This window comes from Oceanobacillus sp. FSL W8-0428, from assembly GCF_038004405.1.
GTDB lineage: Bacteria > Bacillota > Bacilli > Bacillales > Amphibacillaceae > Oceanobacillus > Oceanobacillus sojae.
Genome location: NZ_JBBORB010000001.1, coordinates 3,837,223 through 3,863,623, shown reverse-complemented (window position 1 = coordinate 3,863,623; position 26,401 = coordinate 3,837,223). Strand labels below are relative to the sequence as shown.

Genomic DNA, 26,401 nt, shown 5'->3' with positions numbered 1-26,401 from the left:
TCCCGACTCTTTTATGAGCGGGATTGTTTTTTTGTAAAGATAATTTTGCGAAAAAAACATATTACCCTATTTTCTTCATCCTCTTTTTACCTTCTCGGCAGATATCCAATAATGGACATTCTGGGCAATTAGGATTTCTTGCTTTACAATGATAGCGTCCAAAGAAAATCATCCGATGATGCGTTACACTCCATTCATCTCTCGGTACTTTTCGCATCAGCGTATTTTCTACTTCTATGACACTATCCTTCCATCTGCATATTCCTAGCCGCTTGGATACACGTTCAACGTGAGTATCAACGGCAATTGCAGGTTCATTAAATGCAACAGAAGCCACAACATTTGCTGTTTTCCTGCCAACTCCAGCCAGTTTAACTAATTCTTCTTTTGTTTGCGGAACCTCTCCGTTGTATTCATCGATTAATGTACGGCAAAGCTTTTGAATATTTTTTGCTTTTGATCTGTACAATCCGATAGAACGAATATCATTTTCCACCTCTTCTAAAGGAACAGCAAGATAATCCTCTGGAGTCTTGTACTTTTTAAATAAGTCTGCTGTTACTTTATTAACCAGTTTATCTGTACATTGTGCAGACAGCAGAACAGCAATTACTAATTCAAATGGATTTGAATGGACAAGCTCTCCCTCTGCATCTGGAAACATTTCCGCCATGACATCTAAACAATGTCTGATTTGTGTATTGTTCAGCATAATTTTAATCTCCTTCTAGCCAATTGTAATAAAAGGATGTGTCTCTTTTAGGGCGTGTGTTTGTATTATTATCATTTGCTCTGCCCTGATGAAATTGCTGGCTTGCTTTTCTGGCATCCTGTACCGTATGAATCCCTTTTTTCTTCCATTCTCTTAAAATACGGTCGATGTATTTAAAGTTCAATTTGCCCATAAGTACTGATTCCCGTAGTCCCGCTTTTATCAATGAAGGTTCTAAGCTATCCTGGTCTAACCAGCTGTTAATAGTTTCTATTTCAAATGGTGATAAGGGTCTGCCGAATTCCTGTTCGAATAAGATAAAGATATTTCCTATATTTTCTTCGTCACGTGTTATCACAGATACATCTTCATCATATAGTTTTTCAAGCAGAGGTTCCAAAGAATATGATTCACTGATAGGCGTTTTTTCAGAATCATTCTTTTCAATAGACAGGAACCCTTTTTGCACTAATTTTCGCAGCATGCTGGCTGCTTGTTCTTCGGAAAAGCTTCCTGACTGTGCCAACTCAAAAGGAGTAGGAAAATGATTTCCTTCATCTGCAAAGCGCGAAAGCTGTAAAAGTAAAATAAGTTCTGTTTCATGAAGACCTAATTTGTAATAGGTGGTAAGCAGTTTTTTTGAGACAGGCATTTGATCCTGGATAATATCTTGATAATTAATTTTTGTCATTTCTAGCACCTCAGATAACAGTATAGCATTTTTTCTTAACTACGAAAGGAAACCCCCGCTTAAAAAGCAAGGGATTTAGAGAAAATCATAAAATAATATAAACACGCTATATTGATAACTGTTTATCAAAAAATAGTTATATTTAGCTCCAAACACTAAAAATAAACAGCTTGGAGCTGTAATTCTTTACATAGATTCCTTCTTCCTTAAGGATATAAGCGATTTAGCAGTCTTGGGAACGGAATAGTCTCACGAACATGTTCCACCCCTGATAACCAGGCTACAGTTCTTTCCAATCCCAATCCGAATCCGCTGTGAGGAACACTGCCGTATTTACGCAGCTCCAGGTACCATTCATAAGCTGGCCCGGTAAGCCCATGCTCTTTGTAACGCTGCTCCATTAATTCTAAATCATCAATTCGCTGTGATCCACCAATAATTTCTCCATAACCTTCCGGAGCAATTAAATCGGCACAAAGAACAACATCGGAACGTTCAGGATCCGGCTTCATATAAAATGCTTTAATGTCTTTCGGATAATTTGTAATGAAAACAGGCTTGTCGAAGCTTTCAGCAATTGCTGTCTCATGTGGTGCACCGAAGTCTTCTCCCCATTCAATATCATCAAAGCCCTTTTCTTTTAAGAATTCTACAGCTTTATCATAGCTGATTCGCGGGAATGGAGCCTTGATATTTTCGAGCTTGGATATGTCTCTTTCTAATGTTTTAAGCTCTAAAGCACAGTTCTCTAATACAGATTGAACGATAAAGCTTACGTAGTTTTCCTGTACTTTTAAGCTGTCCTCATGATCCATAAACGCCATTTCCGGTTCAATCATCCAGAACTCAATAAGGTGTCTTCTTGTTTTAGATTTTTCAGCACGGAATGTAGGACCAAATGAGAATACTTTTCCTAACGCCATTGCTGCAGCTTCCATATAAAGCTGTCCGCTTTGGGATAGATATGCTTCTTCATCGAAATATTTCGTATGGAAAAGCTCGGTTGTGCCTTCAGCAGATGCACCAGTTAAAATTGGCGGATCAACCTTTACAAAACCATTTGTATTAAAGAATTCATACGTAGCACGAATAATTTCGTTACGAATTTTCATAACAGCATGCTGTTTTTTAGAGCGGAGCCACAGGTGACGGTGATCCATCAAAAATTCTGTACCATGATTTTTGGGAGTAATCGGGTAATCTGTTGCTACATGAATTACTTCCAGATTACTTACCTGCATCTCATAACCGAAATCAGATCGTGTATCCTCTACAATTTTTCCAGTAACATATAGAGATGTCTCCTGTGTCAGGTTTTTAGCTTCTGAAAATACTTCCTCAGAAACATCGCTTTTCACCACAACACCTTGCATAAACCCGGTACCATCACGAAGCTGTAAAAAGGCAATTTTACCGCTTGAGCGTTTGTTCGCCAGCCAGCCGCCGATTGTTACCTCCTCATTCACATGTTTTGGTGCTTCTTGAATTGTTATCTTCATTTTAAAATCCTCCACTTATTATTAATGCTTTTTACAAAATGTTTTATTCTTTTAGCTGCCTCAAGAAATATTGCTAAAATTAATGATGGTTTTAATATGGGTAACCTTTTTAACTAATCCCTTTGGTATAACCCCTTTTTTGCTTAGGGAAACATTTTATTGTATGTGTATCTTTCCTCTAAACTCTGTCCATCAATAGAATAATAATCCATGACAAACCTGTTATCTTTATCATGGTACGTAATTTCCCACAGAGCCTGTCCATCTTCGTATGCAGGGCTGATATCAGCAAACTTGCATGAATCACAGCTGGATGACCAAGCGTCTAAAATAGCTTCTTCACTCATCATATCCTCCGTTTTAATAACAATTAATTCGCGTTCTTCGCCTTCTAAAGGCAGAAAGATTAACCGTTCCTCATTGTCCTCATTACTTGCGTAGAATACATGATAGTTATTCTCTCCATAGTAGCCTTGTATCGAATGAACATTGTGATAAGAGGTCTGATTTTCTATTTGATTTTTTGTGTCATCAAATCCTGCGTTACGGCTATCGTTGATTGCTTGATATAAATAAATACTATAGCCTATTCCTGCAAGCAAGAGGAGAGTAATGATGATAAGCGTCCATAATACCCATCTGTTATTTGATTCCCTCATTTCATTCCATCCGTTTCTTATAAGATTATCTTTCTTTCATCATTTACTATACCTAGATGTATGGTTTCTGTAAACAAATACCGTTAAAATTATAATGTCTAATCAGAAAAGCTCCGGGACACTGACCACGATTACTTATGGTTTCAGGGTAATCACAGCCACTCCGGAAAAACAAGGTGACAGCTAGTTTTATTACTACCTCCACTTTCGCACCTAAGAATAAACATACTAATCTTGCTGTTCCAGGATGTACATGGCCTCTATTAACATGCTTGCTTTTAGTTAACTCATCTTTTTATTTTTTGAACTGGTTATTGTGTATAGCTCCGCTCCGGCCAACCACTCCGCTTTCCATGGGGACGGCTTCAGCTAACTTGAAAAGAAACCCGCTTTTCAAGTGGATCTTCAGCTCGCCCTGTTCCCATAGGAGTCTACGTGGTTGGCCTGCGCTCTAATAGGATTCTACAGCATATGGAAGAAATAATAGCCTGATGAAGTTAGATGAAATCATCGTTTTTAGCAGTTCAAATCATGACAACATAAATAATTCATATCGAGAATAGCCTTCATGCACCAAAAATAAGGATTACTGAGCATGTTTACCATGCAACATGAAAAATTTGTTCTGTCAGATCTGTCTTTTATTTGTTCGGTTATTTCAGTATAGAATATCTTACTAGCGGAGGCGGACAGTTTTGACTCCTGAGGGATCAGCACCATCTGAAGATCCACTTTTGCCAAGTGCTCTTCTTGGCAAAAGTTAGCTGAAGAGCGTGCCCCTAGGAAAGAAAAACGGTCCGCCGTAGCGGTCGCCTTTACACTTTACCTTCTATCTTTTATATGGAAAAAAATGATCAACCCCTGTTCCTGTAGATAGGAAATTACTTTTTAAAGTGTGAAAGTTGAGTTACCGCCTATTCTAATTTTTAATTAATTTCATTAACCTTCACTGTTGATGGAACCAGTTTTCTGCGTGACTCATCAAATGACGTGTTGCTTCATAGTGAACAGGTACTTCTGGAATAGACTCTAAAAAGTATTTTCCATATTTTGCTGTTTTGATTCGTCCGTCACAAATAAATACGATTCCTCTATCGTTTGAGGAACGGATCAGCCGTCCAAATCCCTGTTTAAATTTAATAACCGCCTGTGGTAGAGATAAATCCATAAACGGATTTCTTCCATCTTCCTTCAACTGGTGCGACTTCGCTTCAAATACAGGATGATTCGGCGGCTGAAATGGCAACCTGACCATTACAAGTGCTGATAAATCTTCTCCAGGTATGTCTACTCCTTCCCAGAAGGAACTTGTTCCCAGAAGTATTGCCTGATCATAAGATTGGAAATTCTTTTTCAGCCTGCTGCGGCTGCCGCTGGTCACACCTTGAGCGATGATGACGTATTGCTGTTCTGTTATCATTTCCTTTAATAAATCATTTGCCTTCCTCAGCATATCGTAAGAAGTAAACAAGACGAGCATTCTACCTGAAGTTACCTCTGCTAACGATAATATCGCTTCACAAACTGCATAAACAAAATCATCTATATTTCCATATCTAATATTCGGGAAGTCTGTTGGTATTAGTAGCTGCACTTGTTTATCGTAATGAAATGGTGAAGCAATCTGCTCTGTTAACAAATCCTGTTCAGATACTCCCAGTCTTTCTTTGATAAATTTAAATGAACTTCCCATTGTTAATGTTGCACTTGTAAAAATAACACTTTCTTTTTTAGAGAAGAAATCATCGGCCAATATTGGTGCAATATTAGACGGCTCGCTGTAAAGAAACACGCTGTGGTGCTTCCCTTTTAAATCTACCTCTATCCATTTAATCAGCTCTACTTCATTTTGCTCCTGAAACATCACTTTTAAATCATCTATATATTTTTCTAATACGTCCTGCATTTGTCCAATGTCTTCAAGAAATTGTTTCTCATCTCCAATATCCAAGGAATACTCATCCACTAATCTGGATAGAACGTCCAAGAGCTTCCGAAAATGCATTCGCAGGCGTGCTGCAATATCCTGGGCCAGCAGCCAGGTATCCTGCTGATAAGTTTCTGGCTTGATACGATACTGTACTCTTCCTAAATCACTTGTTGCTTTATCGTTTTTCTGCTGTGCCCTGACAAAGCGTTCAATAAGATGAAAAAGCTCGTCAATATCATATTTAGCTTCTTTGATAGCTGCATTCCATTTATCAATAAATTCCTCTTTTTGACTCATATCAGTTGCTTTCAGGACTGCATTAAACTGTTTATCCTCGTCAGCAGTTCCTAAATAGTTGCATGTAAATTGCATCTGTATGTAATCAAGTTTTAGTCCATAATGATGTGAAGCCGTCTCTTCAAAATGATGCGCTTCATCAATAATAACCTTTTGATAGCCTGGTAAAAAAGCATAGTCATTAAACATATCTGTACACAGTAACGCATGGTTTGTAATAATGATATCTGCTTTTTGAGCTCTTCGTCTGGCTAATTGATAATAGGAATGATGGAACCAGGGAGATTTCGGATTAATTGTCTTTTCTACATCAGCAGAAACCTTTTGAAAGAAAATATAGCCTCCTGCCGGTAATTGAATTTCATCAATATCCCCTGTCTCTGTTTCCGTAATCCATACGAGTAATATCGCTTTTGTTAAAACAAAATCATAATTATCCTTTGAGCCATAATCAAGCTCATAAAGAAACTTTTCCAGATTTAGATAATGATTTTTTCCCTTCATTAAAGCTACCCGGAGAGGGATGTCAATCACCTTTTTTAACAAAGGAATTTCCTCCTCAAGCAGCTGGCTTTGTAATTGTGTTGTATAAGTGCTGATAATTAGGCGTTCTTTGTTGGTAATAGCTTGATAAACAGCCGGCAACAAATAAGCTAAGGATTTACCTGTTCCGGTGCCCGCCTCGATAAAAGCATGTTTTTTAGCAGAAAAGGCATCATAAATCGTTTCAGACATTTGCCGCTGACCTTCCCTTGGCTCATAGGAAGAAAAAGCTTTTGAAAGTGCACCCTGCTCCTGATAAATATTGTCTAAGTATTCCCCAAACGATTTATCTATCTCAGACAGAGCTTTTGTCTCTTTTTCGGACATACGGAATGCAAGACCCTGGTAATGTTTTATTTGATTGTCCGGATGCTCCCGGAACGCTAATTCTTCTAAGCGGTTATCAAGTATAACTGCTAAATCTGATTGTAATTTTTCTTCCAGATTTTTCAGCTTATACAAAGTTTCATACGGGAGATGGTCTAATTTCTCTTTTAACTTAAAAAATAACTTTGCTGTTACATATGCATCAGATAAAGCGCGATGCGGGTCATCATGATGCAGCTCAAAATGCTCTGCTAAGTGGCTTAATTTATAGCTCGATATAGTCGGGAATAATATTCTGGACAGCTCCACTGTATCCAGAACCGGATTTTTTAATTCCGGATAACCATTGGCTGCTAACTCCATATTAAGAAACCCGACATCAAAGTTTGCGTTATGTGCAATAATATAACTGTCTTGTAAAATACGAATGATTTTCTCTGCTTTATCAATAAATAACGGCGCATCCTTTACTTCTTCATTATGAATTCCTGTTAAGTTAGAAATAAATGGAGGTATCGGCTGATTTGGATTAAGCAGGGTTGTTTTCGTTTCTTTTATCTCCTCATTTTCAATTACAACCATACCGATTTCAATAATTTTTCCTGACTTTGCCGGAGAATTCCCAGTTGTTTCTAAATCAATGACAACATATCTCAGAAGACCACCTCCATTCTTTTTTTGATTTTTTCTATCTGTCAAACCATGAAATCTCTGCGGAGTAAAGTGTTACAGGACTGCCGTCAGCTGCTTCTGCGATTAAAGCTCCTTCGTCTGAAATTCCTAAAAAACGTCCTGTCCATTCATCATGAAATGTTTTTATTTTAATTTCCCCACCTATTTTAAAGGCATTTTCTTCCCATTTGGATTTAATGACTTTAAATCCGTCCTTTAAATACATCTCATATGTATTTTCAAAATACGTTAATATTGTTTGAATGACTTCTTTCTTATCCCAGTCTTTCCCTGATTCTATTTTTAATGAGGTTGCAATATTCCGAATGGACGCGTCCCAGCTTGCTTCATCCTGATTCACATTTAAACCGAAGCCGATTAAAACATAATTAATCCGGTCCTGCTCTCCTTGCATTTCTGTCAAAATGCCGCATAGCTTTTTATCTCCAATTAATAAATCATTTGGCCATTTAATGCCAATAGACAAATTTGTTAACTGATGTAATGCGTCTCTTAACGCTACTGCAGTTAACAGTGTCAGTTCCGAAGCTTTATTCGGAGGAATGGGCGGACGGAGCAGAATAGTAGTCCACAGACCTTCTTTATCAGAAAACCAATTCTTTTTCATTCTCCCTCTGCCGGCTGTCTGTTCTTCAGCAATTATTATTGTACCATCAGGAGCGTTTTCACGGGCACTCTCATGTCCAATTAATTGTGTTGACGGTGTTGATTCTTTATGGATAATATGATGTCCCAGCCATTTCGTTTCCAGTCCCCAGCGAATTGTATTACTGCTGACTTTATCCGGAAATGAAACAATCCGATACCCTTTGCTCCGTATGGCATCAATTGTATAACCATCACTTTCTAAATCTTTCATATGCTTCCAAATCGCATTCCGGGAAATTCCTAATTTCTCAGAGAGTGCTTGACCGGAGATATAGCCCGCATTATTTTCGGATAAAAGCTTTATCAATCTTGATCGGGTTGATTCCATTGTATCCAGTCCTTTATTTTCGATTTTTCATTCGCCAGCTTAGAGGTAACAATTTGATATTCTATTTCATCTAACAATTCCTTTATCCATTTTCCTTTAGTACGCTCAGGGAACCATTGCATTAAATCATGTCCATTCAAGCACAGCTCTTTTTTAGATGAAATAGAGAGCCGCTTCTGAATATTACGGAGCTCTTGTATGTTTATTATTTCTTTATCTGTCTGTTTTACTAAGTATACAAAAAAATCCCATTGCTCTTCAGGCAGGCGATAAACAAACCATGCATCTATTCCACACTGCTTATAGCGGTGATAGGCATCTACAAGAATATTGGCCTGTTGTTTTAATTGATTCGAACATTTATAAACTTTCACACAATCTGCTGCAGTGATGGAGGAGCTCTTCAGCTCAACAAATGCAAAAACAGGTGCAAGAGAAGAAACAGGCTCTATTTGTTTGAGGAGCAAAGGTACATCTTTAAAAATTGGCAGGTAATGATAAAGCTCTAATTCAAAGATATAATCAACTGCTTTTGTATAAAAAATCCCTGCACACAGCTTTTCTAATTCAACGGTTAATCGCTCCACTGCCAGTTTATCTATTAATGCCTTATATTTTCCCATCGCCTCTTTTGTTGCTTCTTCAATGGAAAATCCTAACTGACTGGAAAAACGCAAAGCACGGATAATCCGTAAAGCATCCTCTTCAAAACGGTCTGCAGCTTCCCCGACAGTTTGAATCCTTTTTTGGGAAATATCTTTTCTTCCTTCAAAAGGATCCACGATTTCTCCCTCTGCATTCATAGCAATTGCATTCATAGTAAAATCCCTGCGTTTGAGGTCTTCCTTGATATTCCGAACAAAATGAACCTTATCCGGCCGACGGTGGTCGGTGTATGTTCCATCTGTCCGATAAGTGGTCACTTCAAATGATTCCTGGTGGTGTCTGACAATAACTGTACCATGCTCCAATCCCACTGGAATTACTTTTGGAAAGATTTCCTGAATTTCTGCAGGAGTAGCAGATGTTGCGATATCTACATCGTGAATGGGACGGTCTATAATATAATCACGTACACACCCGCCGACAAAGTATGCTTCGTATTGATGTTTTTCTATGATAGATATAACTTCTGCCGCCTTTTGAAATACGAATGGTAGCATATCTTTCAGTCCCTCTCTTCCGCTTCAAGAACCCGGTTGTATAAATTTTCATATTGATTCACGATTTTGTCAGACGCAAAGCAATCATGTACATGCTCTATTGCTGCTTTAGAAAACTGTTCCTGTTTTTCTGTATTAGATAGCAATTGTACAGCATAATCCGCTGCCTGCTGAACATCTCCTAACCCGACGATATACCCTGTCTCATCATGAGTTAATACTTCCGGGATGCCTCCTACATTTGTACCGATTCCAGGTACTCCACAAGCCATCGCTTCTAATAATACTAACCCGAAGCTCTCTTTTTCAGACATAAGCAGCATTAAATCAGCCATTGATAAAATATCACTGACATTATTTTGCTTCCCGAGAAATTGAACTTCTTTCTCTAATCCTAATTCATTAACATGTAATGACATATCTGAAAATTCAGGGCCGTCGCCTATTAATAACAATTTAGAAGGGATACTTTCATTAACTATTTTAAATGTATCAATGACATCCTGTACCCGTTTCACCTTTCGGAAGTTAGAAATATGAATCATGATTTTATCAGAGTCATTTATCTGATATTGATTGCGCAGCTCAGTTACTTTTCTCGGATAATATTCATTTTCATTAATGAAGTTATAAATAACATCCATTTCCTTCTTTATATCCAGCATTTCCATGGTTTGCTTCCGGAGACTTTCTGAAACTGCAGTAACTGCATCAGATTGCTCAATACCGTGGCGGATAATGGGCTTTAATGTGTTATCGATGCCCAGGATTGTAATATCCGTACCATGTAAGGTTGTAACAATTTTTACTGGGTGCTTTGCCATATCTCTCGCTAAAATGCCACAAATTGCATGTGGCATGGCATAGTGGACGTGGAGAATGTCGAGCTTCTCACGGTCTATCACCTCCGCCATTTTTGCTGCTAAAGCTAAGTCATAGGGCGGGTATTGAAATACTGGGTAATGACTTATCTCCACCTGATGATAATATACATTGACATACACTTTTTCTAAACGAAAAGGCATGCTGGAGGTAATGAAGTGTATTTCATGCCCCCTATCCGCTAATTTCTTTCCCAGTTCTGTAGCTATTACCCCGGATCCGCCAATTGTCGGATAGCATGTAATTCCTATTTTTTTCACAATTCCCCTTCTTCCTTCACAATTTCTCTCCAGTGAAAATCGCCGCGATTCAATCCATGCATAAAGATTTCCCCTCCGGCAATATTTGTCGCTAAAGGAATTTGATAAACATCACATAAACGCATTAAGGCGCTGATATCAGGCTCATGCGGCTGAGCGGTTAATGGATCGCGGAAGAAAATAACCATATCCATTTTATTTTCAGCAATCATACTGCCAATTTGCTGATCACCGCCAAGCGGCCCAGACTGAAAGCGGTGAACCGGAAGTCCTGTCGCTTCCATAATCCGGCTTCCTGTTGTACCTGTAGCAAATAATTGATGGTTTTTCAGTACATGCGCATAAGCTGTTGTGAACTGTACCATATCTTCTTTTTTCTTATCGTGTGCAATTAAAGCGACATTCATGATGTTCTCTCCCTCTATATATGTTTCTCTATAAGACGTTCTCTAAACCATAGATAAGCTCATCTAAATCCATCACCTGATAGACGCATTCTTTAATGCCGTCCATAAAAGATGCACGATTCATAGAATCATGCTGTATCGTTAATGTTTGACCAGCACCGCCAAAAACAACCTCCTGATGAGCTACCAGACCAGGAAGCCGCATACTATGGATCCGCATGCCGTCAAAATCTCCCCCGCGGACACCCTGAATTGTTTCTTCTTCATCTGGATGACCCTGCTTTTTCCGTTTTCTAACCTCCTGAATCAGCTCTGCTGTTTTCTTTGCTGTGCCGGATGGAGCATCTAATTTTTGATCATGATGCTTTTCAATAATTTCTACATCTGGGAAGTACGCAGCTGCCATTTTTGCAAATTTCATCATTAAAACAGCACCAATAGCAAAATTAGGTGCAATAATACATCCGGTTTTTTTATCTCTTGCCAATTGTTTTAGTTCCTCTAATTGTTCGTTGGTATATCCCGTTGTACCTACCACCGGACGAATCCCATGATTCAATGCCGCTTTTGTATGTTTATAACCAAATTCAGGCGTCGTTAAATCAACGAATACATCTGCCTGCTGCTCTGTAAAGCACTTTTCGATATCTGAGTATACTGGTGCATTAAAATTATCCTGGAAGCCTTCTAAATCACTTAATTTTTTCCCATCATTTTTATGATCTAAGCAAGCCGTCAATTCAAAATCGCTTACTCCATAAATCATATGAACAGCTTCTTTTCCCATTCTTCCCCTTGGTCCTGCTACGATAATTTTAATTGCCATGACTATCTTCCCCCTCTTTTCTTGTCCAGCGATTTTTATCTCTTGTTTCAAATTTTTGCATTGATTTCTCAAAGGAATCTGATAAATCAAATTCAAGTGAATTTGCTAAACAAGCTAATACAAAAATCATATCTCCGACTTCTTCTTCAACTGTATTTTCTTTTTCTGTAGCTTTCTTTGGTTTCTCACCATGATAGTGATTAATTTCTCTGGCCAATTCTCCTGTTTCCTCAGATAATCTTGCCATTAATGCAAGCGGAGAAAAGTACCCTTCCTTAAATTGAGATATGTATCGATCAACACGTTTTTGGACATCTTTTAATGTATGGTTGGTATTCTCCATTTTTAACACCTCTCTAACCTTCCTGATTACTCTTTCTCTTCTCTAATGTTAGCTAAAAGCATGGGTTTTGACAACTAATTGGTACAGTATGTGGATTGTTACTTCATTTTAAATTGTCTATAATAGATATTGGTTGAAATCAGATTGTAAATACTTGGTACTAAATAGACTTTTCAAGCTTTATTTTCAAAGTATATTTCTATCATCTGTACATAAGGAGGAATCGCAAATTGAACATTCGGGTTAAAAATATTATATTTATTTTATTAGGGGCAGCCATTTTTTCTTTTGGTCTCGTACATTTTAATATGCAGCATAACCTTGGAGAAGGAGGCTTTACAGGAATTACGCTGTTACTTTTCTTCTTATGGGATTTGGATCCTGCGATCACAAATATTGTGCTTAATATCCCAGTATTCTTTATTGGGTGGAAAATACTAGGGAGAAATGCATTTGTTTACACCATGGTAGGGACTTTATCTGTTTCCCTGTTTCTATGGATTTTTCAAATTTACCAAATTCCTATCGGGCTAGAGCATGATATGACACTTGTTGCTTTATTTGCAGGGGTATTTATCGGTGTTGGATTGGGAGTCATATTCCGTTTTGGCGGGACAACAGGCGGTGTAGACATTATAGCGCGCATTATTAATAAATATACATCCTGGAGTATTGGACGGGCTATGTTCGCATTTGACTTTCTGGTTATTATAACTTCTATTTTTACCTTTTTAAATTTAGCTCAAGGGATGTATACGCTGGTAGCAGTATTTATTGGTGCAAGGGTGATTGATTTTATCCAGGAAGGTGCATATTCTGCCAAAGGTGCTTTTATTATCTCCGATCACAGCGAAGAAATTGCGAATCAGATTATGGAGAAAATGGAACGCGGTGTAACTATTTTAAATGGTCAGGGAAGCTTCTCCAAGGAAAGAAGAAATGTTCTTTACTGCGTGGTAGCACGGAATGAAATTGTACGGATGAAGAATATTATTAACCAGACCGACCCTTCTGCCTTTGTCTCTATGACGACGGTTCACGAGGTGATGGGAGAGGGCTTCACACTGGATGAAAATAAAAAACCATTAAATGATTAACTGTATCTAGCTGATTATTCTAATATTTTTTCTGCAGCTGTTGTGTACGTCACAGCCCATTCAGAAAATGGAAGTGCATTATCCCAAGTAACCGTATTTGTTGCTTTTGCACTTCCCCAATCTAATGTTTTTTGATGAAGCATATGTACTTTTATCCGGTTTCTTATGCTGTTTTTTTCTTCTTCGTGCTGTTTATAGTATGTGTTTATAAAGTGTTTTGCAATATCCGTTTCATTATTATCTATATAGTATGTAATCATTTTAATGAAATCTGACACCGGGTCTGCAAAATACGAATTTGTAAAATCAAATACACCGCTTATTTCCCAGCCATGTTCAGACTGATATATCAAAAAGTTACCAGGCTTAAAATCACCCATAACAAAAGAAGGTGATGATATATGATTGAAGTCATCTTCAGATTCTGCCAATAAAGAGTGAACCCATTTCAAATCCTCCTCCGTTATTCTGGAGTATTTTTTAGCGTCTGTTACCCAAAACAGGATTCTCTTAAAAAGCCATTCAGAGTAAGTATTTTTAAAAGGAATAATTGTCAAAGTTTTAGGATCAAGCTCACCAAAATCATTTACTTTCCATGTATGAAAAGAAGTCAAAGCTTCGGCAATGGATTCAGCTATTTTTAATTTATCTTCAAGCTGAAGCTTTATTTGCAGAGGTTTTGAATTTAGATGCTCTCCTTTAAGACATGGCATAATAACATAATTCCAGCCGAAAATATCTTCAGAATCATCAATTATATATGGTCGGGGCACTGGTATGTTTGTTCGACTATTAACATTATCAATAAAGAATTTTTCTTCCATGAATTGACCAGAATAAAGCGGATTTCCTTTTAAAACATACTCTCCTTCTGTGGACGAAACAAACATTGTTTGCCCCATTGCTCCTTCATCTGTACTTTTTGATGAAATAAGTTTGCCTAATTTAAATTTATCTAGCACAGATTGCAGTTGTTTATCGTTGATTAATCCTAATTTATTTGAACCGAAAATTATTTCTGCAGTCATAAAAAGCATTCTCTCCCCGAAATTTTTAGTGTTTTCCATGAAAAAAGATGACCCAATTGAATCATCTTTTTTTAATTAGTCTCTATTTGCCGCAAAAATAAGAATAAAGCGGATAAGTTCAGCAACGGCTACTAATGCTGCAGCAACGTATGTCATTGCGGCGGCATTTAATACTTTTTTAGTTTCCCGCTCTTCATTGTTACGAATAATTCCAGTAGAAACCAACTGTGTCATTGCCCGGTTTGAAGCATCAAATTCAACTGGCAGTGTAACCAGCTGGAAAAGTACCGCAGCAGCGAAGAAAATAATTCCAAAAAGCAGCATATTGGTTGAACTCATAATTATACCTGCAATAATTAAAAACATCGAAATATTGGATCCGAAGTTTGCTACTGGAACCAAAGCAGTTCTAAAACGTAAGAATGCATAATCTTCCTGATCCTGAATTGCATGACCTACTTCGTGAGCTGCAACTGCAGATGATGCCATCGATCTTCCACGATAATTATTTTCAGACAGGTTAACTTGTTTCTTACGAGGATCATAATGGTCTGTTAATTCTCCTTTTACCATTCCAATCTGTACATCATGTAAACCATTGTCATCCAGAATTTTTCTGGCTACATCCGCACCGGTCATGCCCGAAGATGTTTGTTTTTTAGAGTACTTTGTATACGTGCTTTTTACTTTTCCTGATGCAATCATTGGTACAATCATTAATAATATAAAATAAATCAAATAAGCGGCCATTTATCAATTCCCCCATTACTGTATCTTAAGGTCAATTTTAGTCAGTATTTTAATTTTAGTCAACTGATTTGTCGTTTTTACGAACCGACTTATTACCTACTTGCTCTCCTTTATATTTTTTCCAACTTACATAAGATAATGTAATAATTATGCAACCGCCTACAATAATAACACCTAAAATAAATGGAGATGGTGCTAAGCTATTTTGGTAAATATCTGTTGGCGAAATAGAGGCCGCATGAATAACATTTACATGGCAAAACATCCCTAGGATTCCGATTGTCATCACTCGAAGCAGTTTCTCACCCATAGAGATCACCTCTGATCTTTTAGTGTATATTTTAAGTTTATGTCCATAGGTGAATGGGTATGACGTCCAGCTTCTTTATGGAGTAAGAAAATATAAAGTGAACTTCACTCAGCCGGGTTTTTCAACGTATAAAATGTTTCTGGCGGGACAAGGAATCGAAGTAATACTTTCAGGATAATACAGCGGCTGCAACAGGTTGTGATTGGATAGTAATCTTGTTCAGAAAAACACAAGACTTCCACAAAGGCATTTTAACCAGTGAACAGCCAATAAAGTATGGATGTCAATTAGCGGTTATTCAAATTTTGGCTTTTTCTATAAATTGTTAAATAATAAGCAAGAAGAATTGATACTACACTCAACCAGAATGTAAAATAACCAATTTCATTCATATATGTCGTTAAATTGGAATAGATAGGCATCTGTTCAAAAACATAATCGATAATATCATTATGTAATACAACAATACCTGCAACGGTTAAATGCCGCAATTTTATTTTATAATATGGTGCATAAAGCAATCCTTGAATAGCCATTCCTAAATGAGAGGCAATCAGCATATAACCTGCCGGACCGATACTCCCGGTAACAATTAGTGTTAATAAGTTCATAACAACGGCCCAAATGCCATATTTAAATAAAGAGACAATCCCTAGTGCCTCAATGTACGGAATATTTTTACCAAATATAAAAAATAATAAAAAAATAGTAAAGAACAGACTGGCGGTCGGGCTGTCCGGAACAAAAGGAATAAATATAGGCGGAGTTATTTCCAACTGCCAGCCATACCAATAATATCCGTAAATTGTGCCTAGGAAATTAATGATGAAAAGTATAATTAGAAATTTTTTATCTTGCAATATGTATGATAACATTTTTATCTCCTCAAGGTTTTCCTTCATATCGTTCTAAAGTATAGAGAAAGCACCTTTGCCTTATTGTGGTCAAAGGTGCTTCTTTTTATTCTTACTCTCCTGCTGCTTCACTGGTTTCAATGATAAAGTCTGCTAATTGTTCCAGTTCTTCATCAGTTCCTTGGAACTGATCAGCAGGCATAGCACCGATACCATTTACAGCAATGTCCATTATTTCTTCTTTTGTGTGCTCAGTTCCTACTAATGCAGGACCGGCTCCACCTTCTAATTCCCCGCCATGACAGCTTAAACAGCTGTTTTCATATGCTGCAAATCCAGGATGATCCTGGTCAACAACAGATTCACCGGGAGGAATCGGTTTATTTTGTTCAGCGCGCGTTTCCCAATCAACATGTGCTGCAGAAGTGTATGTCAACCAGATACAAGAAACTAAAGCTAAAAGCATCATGCCAACTGCAACTGGACGTTGACGCGGACGGCGTCCAGGACCGTTATCCAGGAACGGAGCAATTAACAGTGCTCCAAACGCAATTCCAGGAATAACGAGAATTCCAAGAATTATCCAATCTCCACTTGCGAATTGGTATTTTAATAATTCATACAAGAATAAGAAATACCAGTCTGGTAGAGGGATATATGCCGCATCTGTCGGATCAGCCATTCCTTCAAGCGGAGATGGGTGAGCCAACACCAGGCATAAAAATCCGACAAGGAAAACTGCCCCAGCTAACCATTCTTTTAATAAAAAGTTAGGCCAAAACGCTTCTGTTCTACCAGGATATTCAGAATAATCTTTTGGTATTTTTGATGTTTTTTCCGCTGAGATCCGGGAATCGCCAACGAATTTCATACCTTTACCCTTATGCATTAGTTGCCCTCCTTTTTATAGTGGTCCGGAAATACCTTGTCTACGGATTAAGATAAAGTGAATTGCCAATAATGCAAACAATGCTCCTGGTAAGAAGAAGACATGGATTGCAAAGAATCGTGTAAGAGTTTGTGCACCAACAATGGTAGCATCTCCGGCCAGAAGTGTTTTTAACGCTTCTCCGATAAATGGTACCTGTTCAGCAATCTCTAATCCCACCTGAGTTGCAAAGTATGCTTTGTTATCCCATGGAAGCAGATAACCTGTAAAACCAAGACCAAGCATAACAAAGAAGATAAGAACTCCCACCATCCAGTTAAGCTCACGCGGTTTTTTATATGCCCCTTGGAAAAATACCCGTAAAGTATGTAATAATAGCATTACGATAACGACACTTGCGCCCCAGTGATGCATGCCGCGTACAATTTGTGCATGTGCTACCTCAGTTTGCAGATAGTATACAGACTGCCAAGCGTTTTCAATATCCGGTACATAGTACATTGTTAAAAACATACCAGAAAGAATTTGAATTACTACAACAAAGAATGTTAATCCGCCAAAACAGTATACAAATGCTGAAAAATGGTGTGCCGGATTAACGTGCTCAGGAACCTCATGATCGGCAATATCCCGCCAAATCGGCGTAATATCAATGCGATCATCGATCCAATCATAAATCTTTTGTAACATTGTTTTTACGCCTCCTCATGTGGTCTGATATTGCCCAGGAATAGCATGCCATCCCTTTCTTCCTGCTCATAAACATCAAGCGGTTGCAAAGGCGGTGTTCCAGGAACATTTACTCCATCCTTGTAATAACGGCCGTCATGACAAGGACAATAGTATTGATCCGGATAATCATCGCTGCCTTCCCAAGAAACAACACAGCCTAAATGTTTACAAACTGGGGAAAAGGCTACAATTTCATCATTATCATTTCGATATACCCAGGCTGAGCGACTTACTTCTGATTCATACCAGCCATCTACCTGATCAACAGACCAGTCGACACGCTGCGGGTCAGAAGTAATTTCGGAAACTTCCAGACCGACATTTGCAAAGTCGCCGCCCTCATCATGCTTCAATACAGGGTCGATTGCCATCCGGACAGGCGAAATTAACAAACCGGCAGCCATAAAGCCGCCTACTCCCGTAAGTGTGTAATTCAGAAACTGTCTACGGGATACTTGCCGTTTTTCATCACTCATTTTTTTCCCCCCTCTTTTTTCAAAATAGTCACGGACATTATTAAGATTAAATCAGATTACTAGGACAATAACAATGATAGCGTAAACTATTGGTTCGGTCAATATATATCCAATGGTTAACGACAAATGTTTTGATAATGATGATAATTTCGTCATAGATTTACCAGAATGACTTAATTAACTCTACTGTCTGCAAGGTCTGGTCCCTTATTATGCCCTTCACTGCAGCAGGATCTGCGTCTTTTAAAGAAGCAGTCGGGAGCCAGATAAATTCACCTTCTAAATCGTTAGCAATTTTTCTCCAGGACGGGTCAAAGCTGATATAGAGTACTTGTTTAAAGGGTTGTTCTTTAAAATGATTCGTCCATTCATTTATTCTCTCTGCTTCTTGTAATTTTTCTGCAGATGTTATATATGTATAAATGGGTGTGAGCATTATTCTTCCCATAAGCTCTTTTTCCAATTCCCTTGCAAAAAGTGTTAATACATCATACTGGTCTGCATTTTTAGCAGAAGCCTCCAAGGCTCCAATTTGGAAAGGTGCTAACGGTACAATGATTGTATCTATGTACTCCTTCGCCTGATCATATTTCTGCAAGTCAACACTTGTCCATTTCATAAATAATCCTCCCTTAAATGAAAATCCACTTCAAATACTTTCCTATATTGTAACAATTTTTTATCTTCCCTGAAAGAACTAAATCTGATCTTATCCATTGTATTTAGAAAGGATTTGAAATTCGCATAGCTTTCAACGAAAAGTGCAAAGCACCCATTTAAAGACTTAGAAATTGCCACCAGATATTTGAGGAGGGTTCCAAGCTAACCTCTCACCATTTATACGTAGACTACAGGAGTTACGTTCTTGGGGTTTTTGATTTTGTCGTATTTTCTTTTCTAATTTTGCTATTATTGTTGCATGATACATTCACTAAAATAAGAAGCGGGCATAAATTAATTAAATAAAGGCTCTTCACCAAACCAAAATTTTAAATCAAAAAGGAAGTGTCTCTTTGAGAAATTATTATTATGTAACGGCAAATACAGCGGAAGGATTTATAAATTTACTGCCTTCTAATATAAACCATCTACAGCAAATCATTAGTTTAAATCACCCTTCCCAAACGGTAAAAACAAAAATTTTAAAAGATATAATCACGAAATATGAATCTACCTGTGAAGTAGAAGTGTTAAAAAGTGCATTAGGTGAACGCTATTTAGATGGTGTTGTTATTCGTGAAAAGAGCATCGCTATTTTAAACCGTTCCATCGTGCCAAATGATATGAGTGAGGTAACTGAACTGGATTTAATCCAATACACACAAGACACCCCAGTTAAAAATGCTGAGCTAGAGGAAAAATTCATCCATCACACAGAAAATGCATATAAACATTTGCAAACAGGGTTGCGCATACATGATGACTTGGAAGAGATCTATATTAAAGAAATGGATTTTAAAAAAGCCGATGCAATTGTCGATTCGTTTATTCAAAGCGTCTTACATGGACAACCGAAGAAAAATCGGGATGGTCACGAGTACCACCGCTTTTTTGGCACTACAACCGTGGATGGTCCTGTCAATGTCATCCCCCATATTACAGAAAAACTTTCACGTGTTTTTTATATAAAAGGGCGTGCAGGAACCGGCAAGTCAACATTTATGAAAAAAGTAGCAAGTACTTGTATTGAATATGGTTATGATACGGAAATTCATCATTGTAGTTTCGATCCCAATAGTATTGATATGGTATTAGTTCCAGCTTTGGATTTTTGTATGTTTGACAGTACTGACCCTCATGAATTTTTCCCAACTAGAGAAGGGGAAGAAATAATTGATTTATATAAAGAAGCCGTCACCCCCGGGACAGATGAAAAATTTACTGACGAAATCAACAAAGTAAATGACCATTACAAATCTTATATGAAGGAAAGTGTTATTGAGCTGAAAAAAGCTGGAGAATACCTGGAAGCTTTGGAGCAACAGTTTTCCTATACTAAACAAGAACGGAAAGAAATCAGCAATTTAATCGAGCGACAGATTCAATAAGAGCGTTCCTAACTGGGTTAAGAGCATCCCTTACATTTTTGGAAAACAAAAGCAGCCAATTAATGACTGCTTTTTTATCGAATATAGAACTTTCTCTCACTCTTTTATTACATCTACAATAGTTTTAACTTAACGGTTGTAATTTTATCAATCAGCAATAAACTTCCATAAAATACAAAAGCAATTTTTCCACTATAGGTATGAGGACAACTTTGCTTCTGTTTGCACCTGGCGGCGGCTTGCAAGTCAGCAAGTCTTCTTTAATCTAAGCAGATTCAAACCATAGTAAAGTATAGTGTCTTTCTGGAGCTGTCGTTAAGAAGCATATTAACATCTGCCTATTCAGCCATAGCTTTTTAGTGAAAAGTCCGGTTTAATAAATAATAGTTTCATTTATAAAAGCTTATGATTTATTCATAAGTTTTTCCAATTCCTTTGTCAGCTCTATAAATTTCGCTTGATCTCCTGTATCCAAAGCCTGGTCAATCTCCTCACGCAGCTGTTCCCGTTTTTGATTGACCAAGAGCCGATCCAGTAAATCAACAGTTGTCTGCTTATCATCTTTTGTCACGTAATAATCTTCTGGCAGAAATGGATTTTCTTCCAGTACAGCAGCATAATAGGCGTTTTGATTTGCCTGGTGAAAATTCAGCTGGATAAATAATGATTCCTGTTTGTTCAACCGGATATCATGAAAGGTTTTCTCTGCATCTGTAGTTACCAGATGGTTTTTGTAAAAACGAAATGGGATTTTATCTGAACAACGACTTGAAATCATTACTCCCCTTGGACAATACTTCACATCTCTTACAAAATGCACATGTTCTAAAATATCCATATGGTTCACTAAATAATTAAGTATCCATACACTTTCTCTTTTTTTCAAGCGATAATGATTTAAAAACCACTGGATGAATTTTTTCTTGTCTTTTGCAGTTACTGACGATAGCATTCCACTCTCCCCTCTCTGAAGCAGGTTATTCCGTTACATTAAATCCTGTTCTAAGCGTTCTACATGCTCACGCACATCCTCATCAATAGGCTGCTGGTCAAGATAAGCTTTCAGGATTGGAATGGCTTCTTGTACTCTTCCTTCTTCTGTCAAGAAATAGCCATACTCTTTTAAAAAGTCGCTGTCGTGTTGTAAACTAGTATATGCTTGCTGGTAACTATTTAATGCATCATCAAACGATTCTATTTCCACATTTGCCTTGGCAAGCTCCCAATCATATAGAGCATCCTCTGCGCCAGTGTTTTTAATGCTGTGAATCAATTCAATAATCTCATCAAATGCTTCTTTTTCTTTTAGTAATTCAATTAAAAATAATACTGCTTCTTTATAATCCGGTTCCAACGCAATTGCTTGTCTTACATGCTCTTCACTTTCATTATTTTTTCCTAATTGATGTGCGATATCTGCAGCGAGGAAAAAGAGTTCTTTTTGATAGGAGTCTCTTTCTAAACCTTGTTGAACAGTCTTATAAGCTTCCTCAAACATTCCCTGCTCTTTATACACGTTCGCCAGCTGCGTGTAAGCAGCATAATAGTCCTGGTCAATTTCCAAAACATGTTCCCATGCTTTCATAGCAATGTCATCACGAGCCGCTTGATGGGCAGTGATCCCGTGTCTGAACAGTTTATCAGGGTCCGGTTCTTCTTCCTCTTTGTAAAATTCGAGTGCTTTCTCGTACTCGCCGGCAGCAGCGTAGGCTTCTCCCAACCGGTCTTCAATAGAAACATGCCCTACTTCTTTTGTTTTCGTATAAACACGTTCATAGTAATTGATTGCCTTTACGTATTCACCGATAGAGAAGAATAATTCCCCTAACGCAAAATCTATAATGCTCTCTTGAGGATCGATATGCTTTGCTTCCAGCAGCTTTTGCTCAGAAACTTCAAATAACCCTTGAGCCTGATATAAATCAGCCAGCTGGATTAATGCTTGAACATAGCCCTCGTCACCCTCTGGAATTTCATTTAATATCGTAATCGCCAGCTCATCTTCTTCTGATTCAATGAAAATATCAGATAGTGTGAGCTTTAACGCAGTTTCTTCAGGATATTTTTCAATCAATTGTTCGAGAATGGTTCTTGACTCGATCAAAAATCCCCATTGCAGGTAAAGTTCAGCTATTTGAAACAAGGAATCGTCATCAGCATTTTTTTGATAATCGCTTAATAATGCCAATGCTTTTTCTGTCTCATTTTTTTCAGCTAATTCTATTGCTTGTTGAATGGTGTTCATCTAAAAGAACCCCTCTCTCTTTTGTGTTTCTTATGCTTCCAATTTATCATACAAAAAAGATAGCTACAGTTCAAATAACAAGAACTGTAGCCAAAATATATATATGTGGAGTTAAAGATATAGTCTATTTTCATTTAAAGAAATAATAATAAAACTCGTTTTTACTGCAAGATTTCTTCCAAATTGTCGAAAAAGGTCGGATAGGATATATTAATGCTATCTTTTTCATCCATTTCTACCGCTCCTTCTGATATAAGCGCTGAAATGACTCCCATCATCGCAATCCGGTGATCCATATAGGATGAAATGGAGCCGCCTGTCAGCTTTGTCGGCCCTTCTATAATCATACCGTCTTCGGTTGGTGTTATATTTGCTCCGAGTGCCTGCAGGTTTCGGCAAACCGCTTCAATACGATCTGTTTCTTTTACTTTCAGTTCTTCGGCATCCTTTATTACTGTTTTTCCATCTGCCTGTGTCGCCAGCAAAGCAAGTATTGGGATTTCATCAATAAGACGCGGGATAACATCCCCTTCTATCGTCGTACCTTTTAAAGCAGTATGTTTAATAGTCAAATCACCAATTTTTTCGCCGCCAGTGATGCGTTCATTAGAAATAGTGATTGCTGCTCCCATTTGCTCCAATACATCTAAAATGCCAGTCCTGGATTCATTTAAACCAACGTTTTTTAATGTAATAGTACTTCCAGGTACAATAGCCCCGGCAACTAAGAAGAAAGCAGCAGATGAAATATCGCCGGGGACTTCAACATCACATGCTGTCAACTTCCCTTTATTTGTAATGGTAATACCTTGATGGTTTTGTTTTAAATCAGCTCCAAAGGCTTGAAGCATAACTTCTGTATGATTTCTTGTTTCTGTATCCTCTTGTACAATAGTTTCTCCATCTGCAAGCAATCCTGCTAATAAAATAGCAGATTTCACTTGAGCACTCTTTACAGGGAGACGATAGGTGATTCCTTTTAATGCACTGCCATGAACCGTAATCGGAAGATATTTTCCTCCTTCTTCCCCTTCAATCACTGCTCCCATTTCTCTTAATGGGGCAGTAACCCGATCCATCGGACGCTTCGTAAGTGATGAATCCCCAAATATAGTTGTTTCAAATGGCAGCCCAGATAGAAGACCAAGCATTAGCCTCGTTGTTGTACCTGAATTTCCAAAATCTAATGCTTTTGCAGGCTTTTTAAGTCCTTCCAGACCATTGCCATGAACTAGTACTGAATTTCCTTCTTTTTCAATCTGTACGCCCATTTCCCGAAAAGCATCAATGGTTCTGAGACAATCCTCCCCATCAAGGAAGTTCGTTACTTTTGTAATTCCGTGTGAAATACTGCCAAAGATGATGGAGCGATGTGATATCGACTTATCTCCAGGGACAATAACTTCTCCCTCCAGCCTTGGTGAAGTATATTCAAATTGAACATGTGACACTGTCTTCCCCTCCTTGTCATTAAGATTGAATCATTGTTTCAAATCCACGCTGTTTTAATACCTTCTGACCTGCAACCTGTGCTTCTTTTGTGTAGAAGCTTAAGCGCAGTGCACCTGTAATTCCTTCCCGAACTTCAAGAATTTCGATATTTTTAATACTTAGTGACGCATTTGCCAAGATCAATGCAACCTCAGCGATAGCACCAGGCTGATCTGGTATATCAACATAAACATCATAAAACGCAGGTATCGCACCGCGTTCACCTTCATTTAGCCCATCTCTGTAATTCTTGGCACTGTTTAAGTAGGTAATGACTTCTTCTCTTTCATTATCTTCAAGCAGCTTTTTCAAGTACTCCATTTCAATAATCCAATCCGCTAGCATGGCGGACATTTTCGATTGATTGTGATAGAAAATATCCTGCCACATAACCGGGTTACTGGAAGCAATTCGAGTAATATCCCGGAACCCGCCCGCTGCAAGCTTTGGAAGAAAGGCATGTTTTTTCTCCCATTTTCTCGCCTGGTGGACAAGAGATGATGCAATCAGGTGCGGAAAGTGCGAAATAACTCCAGTCATCTCATCGTGTTCATCCGATTGCAACACAACAAAATTACTTTTCGTTGCAGATAAAACTTCTCTCAATGTAGCAACATTTTCCTCTGTTGCATTATCAAGCGGAGATAGAACATAGATGGCATTCTCAAATAAATGTGCTTTCGCTGCTTCAATCCCTTTCTTGTGGGAGCCCGCCATTGGATGTCCACCAATGAAGCGGATCGATTTATTTGTTAAATCATTAGCAGCAATAAGTACAGAACCTTTTACAGATGCTGTATCTGAGACAATGACCTCCTTGGTGAACGGAAGACTGTCAAGCTGTGAGATAAGCTGTATCGTCTCTGAAATCGGCGCCGAAATAATAATAATATCTGCTTTCAATGCCGCTTTATCAAAGTTTGGCGAAGCTTCATCAATGATACCGTGATTCAAAGCAAAATGAAGTGTACTTTCGCTTATATCAAAACCGATTATGTAATGTTCGGACTCTTTTTTGATTGCTTTAGCAATGGACCCGCCAATAAGGCCGAGTCCTGCTATTAATACCTGTTGCTTTTCCATACGTTCACCTAACCTAATTTAATTGTTCTTGATAATTTCTTAACACTGTTTCCATTACCTTCATATCTTCTGCTTTTCCAATTGTGACACGAATCGTATTTGGAATTCCTAATAATTCTCCAGGACGTACAATAAAACCGTTCTTAATTAAATAATCAAAAGCATCCATTCCACTTTTGGGTGTTTTCACAAGCAGAAAATTTGCTTCTGATTCATAATAATCCCAGCCGATAGAAGTTAAAAAAGCTTGAAACTGCTTTAAAACTTTTTTGTTTTCCTGATAAGTATGTTGAATAAAATCCTGGTCTGAAAAAGCAATAACAGCTGCCTGTTGTGCTGCAGATGTTGTATTAAACGGTCCACGGACTTTATCTAAGGTTTCCACGATTAAAGGATCTGCTATTCCATAGCCAATTCTGAGACCGGCCAGGCCGTATGCTTTTGAAAATGTACGTAAAACAATCAGATTGGGGTATTTCTTCAACAATCCCAGAGCATTTACATTCTTTTCAGGCTGTAAGAATTCAAAATATGCTTCGTCTAAAGCAACTAAAACGTCTGAAGGACATTTGCTTAAAAAGTCTTCCAGCTCTTCTTTAGAAAGGGCAGTGCCTGTCGGGTTATTAGGTGTACAAATCCAAATAATTTTTGTATTATCCTGTACAGAACCAAGCATTTTATCCAGTGGGTGACTTCCATCTTCATTAACTGGATGCTCGATAATCTCCGCACCTTCAATTAAAGCATAATGCTTATATTGCGGAAATGTAGGAGTTGCCATGATAACCTGATCCCCTACTGTAAGATAAGAGCGACAAAGCATCTGAATAATTTCTTCTGAGCCGCTCCCGAAAATAAGAGATTCCGGGCTCACATTTAATTTTTCGCTGATTAAATAGCGAAGCTCGGATGTATAGCCATCCGGGTAAATATTAAATACAGGTTCATTTGTCAGAAATAATTCCTTCACCTTATCTGAAAAACCATATGGGTTCTCATTAGAAGCTAATTTAACGATATAACCAAGCCCAAATTCCTCTTGAATATCCTTTGTCTGCTTCCCTTGTTTATATGGGCTGAGCTGTTTTAATACTTCTTTACTTCTCATTGCTTAACTATCCTTTCTTTCTAAAAATGAGCATTCAAAAAGTCCGATAAAAAGGACCCTTCGGCTAAAGTCCCAACGAAAA

26 protein-coding genes are annotated in these 26,401 nt (G+C 37.9%); 2 read left to right on the top strand and 24 right to left on the bottom strand.

The genetic code is table 11. From position 1 onward, the window contains the following. Nucleotides 1-61: 61 nt before the first annotated feature. From nth to MKY30_RS18365, 11 genes are all read right to left on the bottom strand, one after another. Nucleotides 62-712, bottom strand: a complete 651-nt coding sequence (nth, locus tag MKY30_RS18415) for an endonuclease III (RefSeq protein WP_147207757.1) — start codon at nt 710-712, stop codon at nt 62-64. Nucleotides 713-716: 4 nt separating this feature from the next. Beyond that, a complete protein-coding gene (locus tag MKY30_RS18410; RefSeq protein ID WP_147207758.1) occupies nt 717-1,403 on the bottom strand; it encodes a DnaD domain-containing protein in 687 nt (228 codons plus the stop codon). A gap of 206 nt (nt 1,404-1,609) precedes the next feature. Then, nucleotides 1,610-2,902, bottom strand: a complete 1,293-nt coding sequence (gene asnS, locus MKY30_RS18405) for an asparagine--tRNA ligase (RefSeq protein ID WP_147207759.1) — start codon at nt 2,900-2,902, stop codon at nt 1,610-1,612. A gap of 143 nt (nt 2,903-3,045) precedes the next feature. Then, a complete protein-coding gene (locus MKY30_RS18400; protein WP_147207760.1) occupies nt 3,046-3,561 on the bottom strand; it encodes a hypothetical protein in 516 nt (171 codons plus the stop codon). 946 nt (nt 3,562-4,507) lie between these two features. Beyond that, nucleotides 4,508-7,357, bottom strand: a complete 2,850-nt coding sequence (dinG, locus tag MKY30_RS18395; protein ID WP_341085025.1) for an ATP-dependent DNA helicase DinG — start codon at nt 7,355-7,357, stop codon at nt 4,508-4,510. Then, nucleotides 7,347-8,327, bottom strand: a complete 981-nt coding sequence (locus MKY30_RS18390; RefSeq protein WP_147207762.1) for a biotin--[acetyl-CoA-carboxylase] ligase — start codon at nt 8,325-8,327, stop codon at nt 7,347-7,349. Before MKY30_RS18390 ends, dinG begins: the two co-directional genes overlap by 11 nt. Continuing rightward, complete coding sequence (locus MKY30_RS18385) at nt 8,303-9,490, bottom strand: CCA tRNA nucleotidyltransferase (RefSeq protein ID WP_341085024.1); 1,188 nt, start codon at nt 9,488-9,490, stop codon at nt 8,303-8,305. Before MKY30_RS18385 ends, MKY30_RS18390 begins: the two co-directional genes overlap by 25 nt. Nucleotides 9,491-9,495: 5 nt before the next feature. After that, nucleotides 9,496-10,632, bottom strand: a complete 1,137-nt coding sequence (gene bshA, locus MKY30_RS18380; protein ID WP_341085022.1) for an N-acetyl-alpha-D-glucosaminyl L-malate synthase BshA — start codon at nt 10,630-10,632, stop codon at nt 9,496-9,498. Then, the gene (mgsA, locus tag MKY30_RS18375; protein ID WP_147207765.1) at nt 10,629-11,039 is read right to left on the bottom strand and encodes a methylglyoxal synthase; all 411 of its coding nucleotides are present in this window, start codon (nt 11,037-11,039) and stop codon (nt 10,629-10,631) included. The genes bshA and mgsA overlap by 4 nt, the downstream gene beginning before the upstream one ends. A gap of 28 nt (nt 11,040-11,067) precedes the next feature. Beyond that, nucleotides 11,068-11,865, bottom strand: coding sequence for a 4-hydroxy-tetrahydrodipicolinate reductase (gene dapB, locus MKY30_RS18370; protein WP_147207766.1), 798 nt, complete (start codon nt 11,863-11,865; stop codon nt 11,068-11,070). Next, complete coding sequence (locus MKY30_RS18365; protein ID WP_147207767.1) at nt 11,855-12,208, bottom strand: nucleotide pyrophosphohydrolase; 354 nt, start codon at nt 12,206-12,208, stop codon at nt 11,855-11,857. The genes dapB and MKY30_RS18365 overlap by 11 nt, the downstream gene beginning before the upstream one ends. A 230-nt stretch (nt 12,209-12,438) precedes the next feature. Between MKY30_RS18365 and MKY30_RS18360 the strand changes: the two genes are divergently transcribed. Further along, nucleotides 12,439-13,305 carry a YitT family protein gene (locus MKY30_RS18360; protein ID WP_341085019.1) on the top strand — a complete coding sequence of 289 codons (867 nt, stop codon included), beginning with the start codon at nt 12,439-12,441 and terminating at the stop codon, nt 13,303-13,305. A gap of 14 nt (nt 13,306-13,319) precedes the next feature. Here the strand turns inward: MKY30_RS18360 and MKY30_RS18355 are convergent, their stop codons facing one another. From MKY30_RS18355 to MKY30_RS18320, 8 genes are all read right to left on the bottom strand, one after another. Next, nucleotides 13,320-14,333, bottom strand: a complete 1,014-nt coding sequence (locus MKY30_RS18355) for a phosphotransferase family protein (protein WP_147207769.1) — start codon at nt 14,331-14,333, stop codon at nt 13,320-13,322. A 75-nt stretch (nt 14,334-14,408) separates the two neighbouring features. Then, complete coding sequence (locus MKY30_RS18350; RefSeq protein WP_147207770.1) at nt 14,409-15,083, bottom strand: zinc metallopeptidase; 675 nt, start codon at nt 15,081-15,083, stop codon at nt 14,409-14,411. Nucleotides 15,084-15,138: 55 nt separating this feature from the next. Further along, entirely contained in the window at nt 15,139-15,393 is a 255-nt protein-coding gene (locus MKY30_RS18345; RefSeq protein WP_147207771.1) for a sporulation protein YpjB, read from the bottom strand. Nucleotides 15,394-15,680: 287 nt separating this feature from the next. Next, nucleotides 15,681-16,268 carry a DUF1405 domain-containing protein gene (locus MKY30_RS18340; RefSeq protein ID WP_147207772.1) on the bottom strand — a complete coding sequence of 196 codons (588 nt, stop codon included), beginning with the start codon at nt 16,266-16,268 and terminating at the stop codon, nt 15,681-15,683. Between the two features lie 91 nt (nt 16,269-16,359). Further along, nucleotides 16,360-17,136, bottom strand: coding sequence for a menaquinol-cytochrome c reductase cytochrome b/c subunit (locus tag MKY30_RS18335; protein ID WP_147207773.1), 777 nt, complete (start codon nt 17,134-17,136; stop codon nt 16,360-16,362). Between the two features lie 15 nt (nt 17,137-17,151). Further along, nucleotides 17,152-17,826 carry a menaquinol-cytochrome c reductase cytochrome b subunit gene (gene qcrB, locus MKY30_RS18330; protein WP_147207774.1) on the bottom strand — a complete coding sequence of 225 codons (675 nt, stop codon included), beginning with the start codon at nt 17,824-17,826 and terminating at the stop codon, nt 17,152-17,154. Between the two features lie 5 nt (nt 17,827-17,831). Next, entirely contained in the window at nt 17,832-18,344 is a 513-nt protein-coding gene (locus MKY30_RS18325) for a QcrA and Rieske domain-containing protein (RefSeq protein WP_147207775.1), read from the bottom strand. Nucleotides 18,345-18,504: 160 nt separating this feature from the next. Further along, nucleotides 18,505-18,963: a DUF2487 family protein gene (locus MKY30_RS18320; protein ID WP_147207776.1), complete on the bottom strand. Its 459-nt coding sequence runs from the start codon at nt 18,961-18,963 to the stop codon at nt 18,505-18,507. Between the two features lie 394 nt (nt 18,964-19,357). On the opposite strand from MKY30_RS18320, the gene MKY30_RS18315 reads away from it, so the two are divergent. After that, entirely contained in the window at nt 19,358-20,392 is a 1,035-nt protein-coding gene (locus MKY30_RS18315) for a hypothetical protein (protein WP_147207777.1), read from the top strand. 403 nt (nt 20,393-20,795) lie between these two features. Here the strand turns inward: MKY30_RS18315 and MKY30_RS18310 are convergent, their stop codons facing one another. The 5 genes from MKY30_RS18310 to hisC form a co-directional block, all read right to left on the bottom strand. After that, nucleotides 20,796-21,344, bottom strand: coding sequence for a ReoY family proteolytic degradation factor (locus tag MKY30_RS18310; protein ID WP_147207778.1), 549 nt, complete (start codon nt 21,342-21,344; stop codon nt 20,796-20,798). 33 nt (nt 21,345-21,377) lie between these two features. Further along, entirely contained in the window at nt 21,378-22,637 is a 1,260-nt protein-coding gene (locus tag MKY30_RS18305; RefSeq protein ID WP_156985351.1) for a tetratricopeptide repeat protein, read from the bottom strand. A gap of 161 nt (nt 22,638-22,798) precedes the next feature. Beyond that, entirely contained in the window at nt 22,799-24,088 is a 1,290-nt protein-coding gene (gene aroA / locus MKY30_RS18300; protein WP_156985353.1) for a 3-phosphoshikimate 1-carboxyvinyltransferase, read from the bottom strand. 19 nt (nt 24,089-24,107) lie between these two features. Further along, a complete protein-coding gene (locus MKY30_RS18295; protein WP_147207781.1) occupies nt 24,108-25,211 on the bottom strand; it encodes a prephenate dehydrogenase in 1,104 nt (367 codons plus the stop codon). Between the two features lie 13 nt (nt 25,212-25,224). Continuing rightward, entirely contained in the window at nt 25,225-26,319 is a 1,095-nt protein-coding gene (gene hisC / locus MKY30_RS18290; RefSeq protein WP_156985355.1) for a histidinol-phosphate transaminase, read from the bottom strand. Nucleotides 26,320-26,401 lie beyond the last annotated feature (82 nt).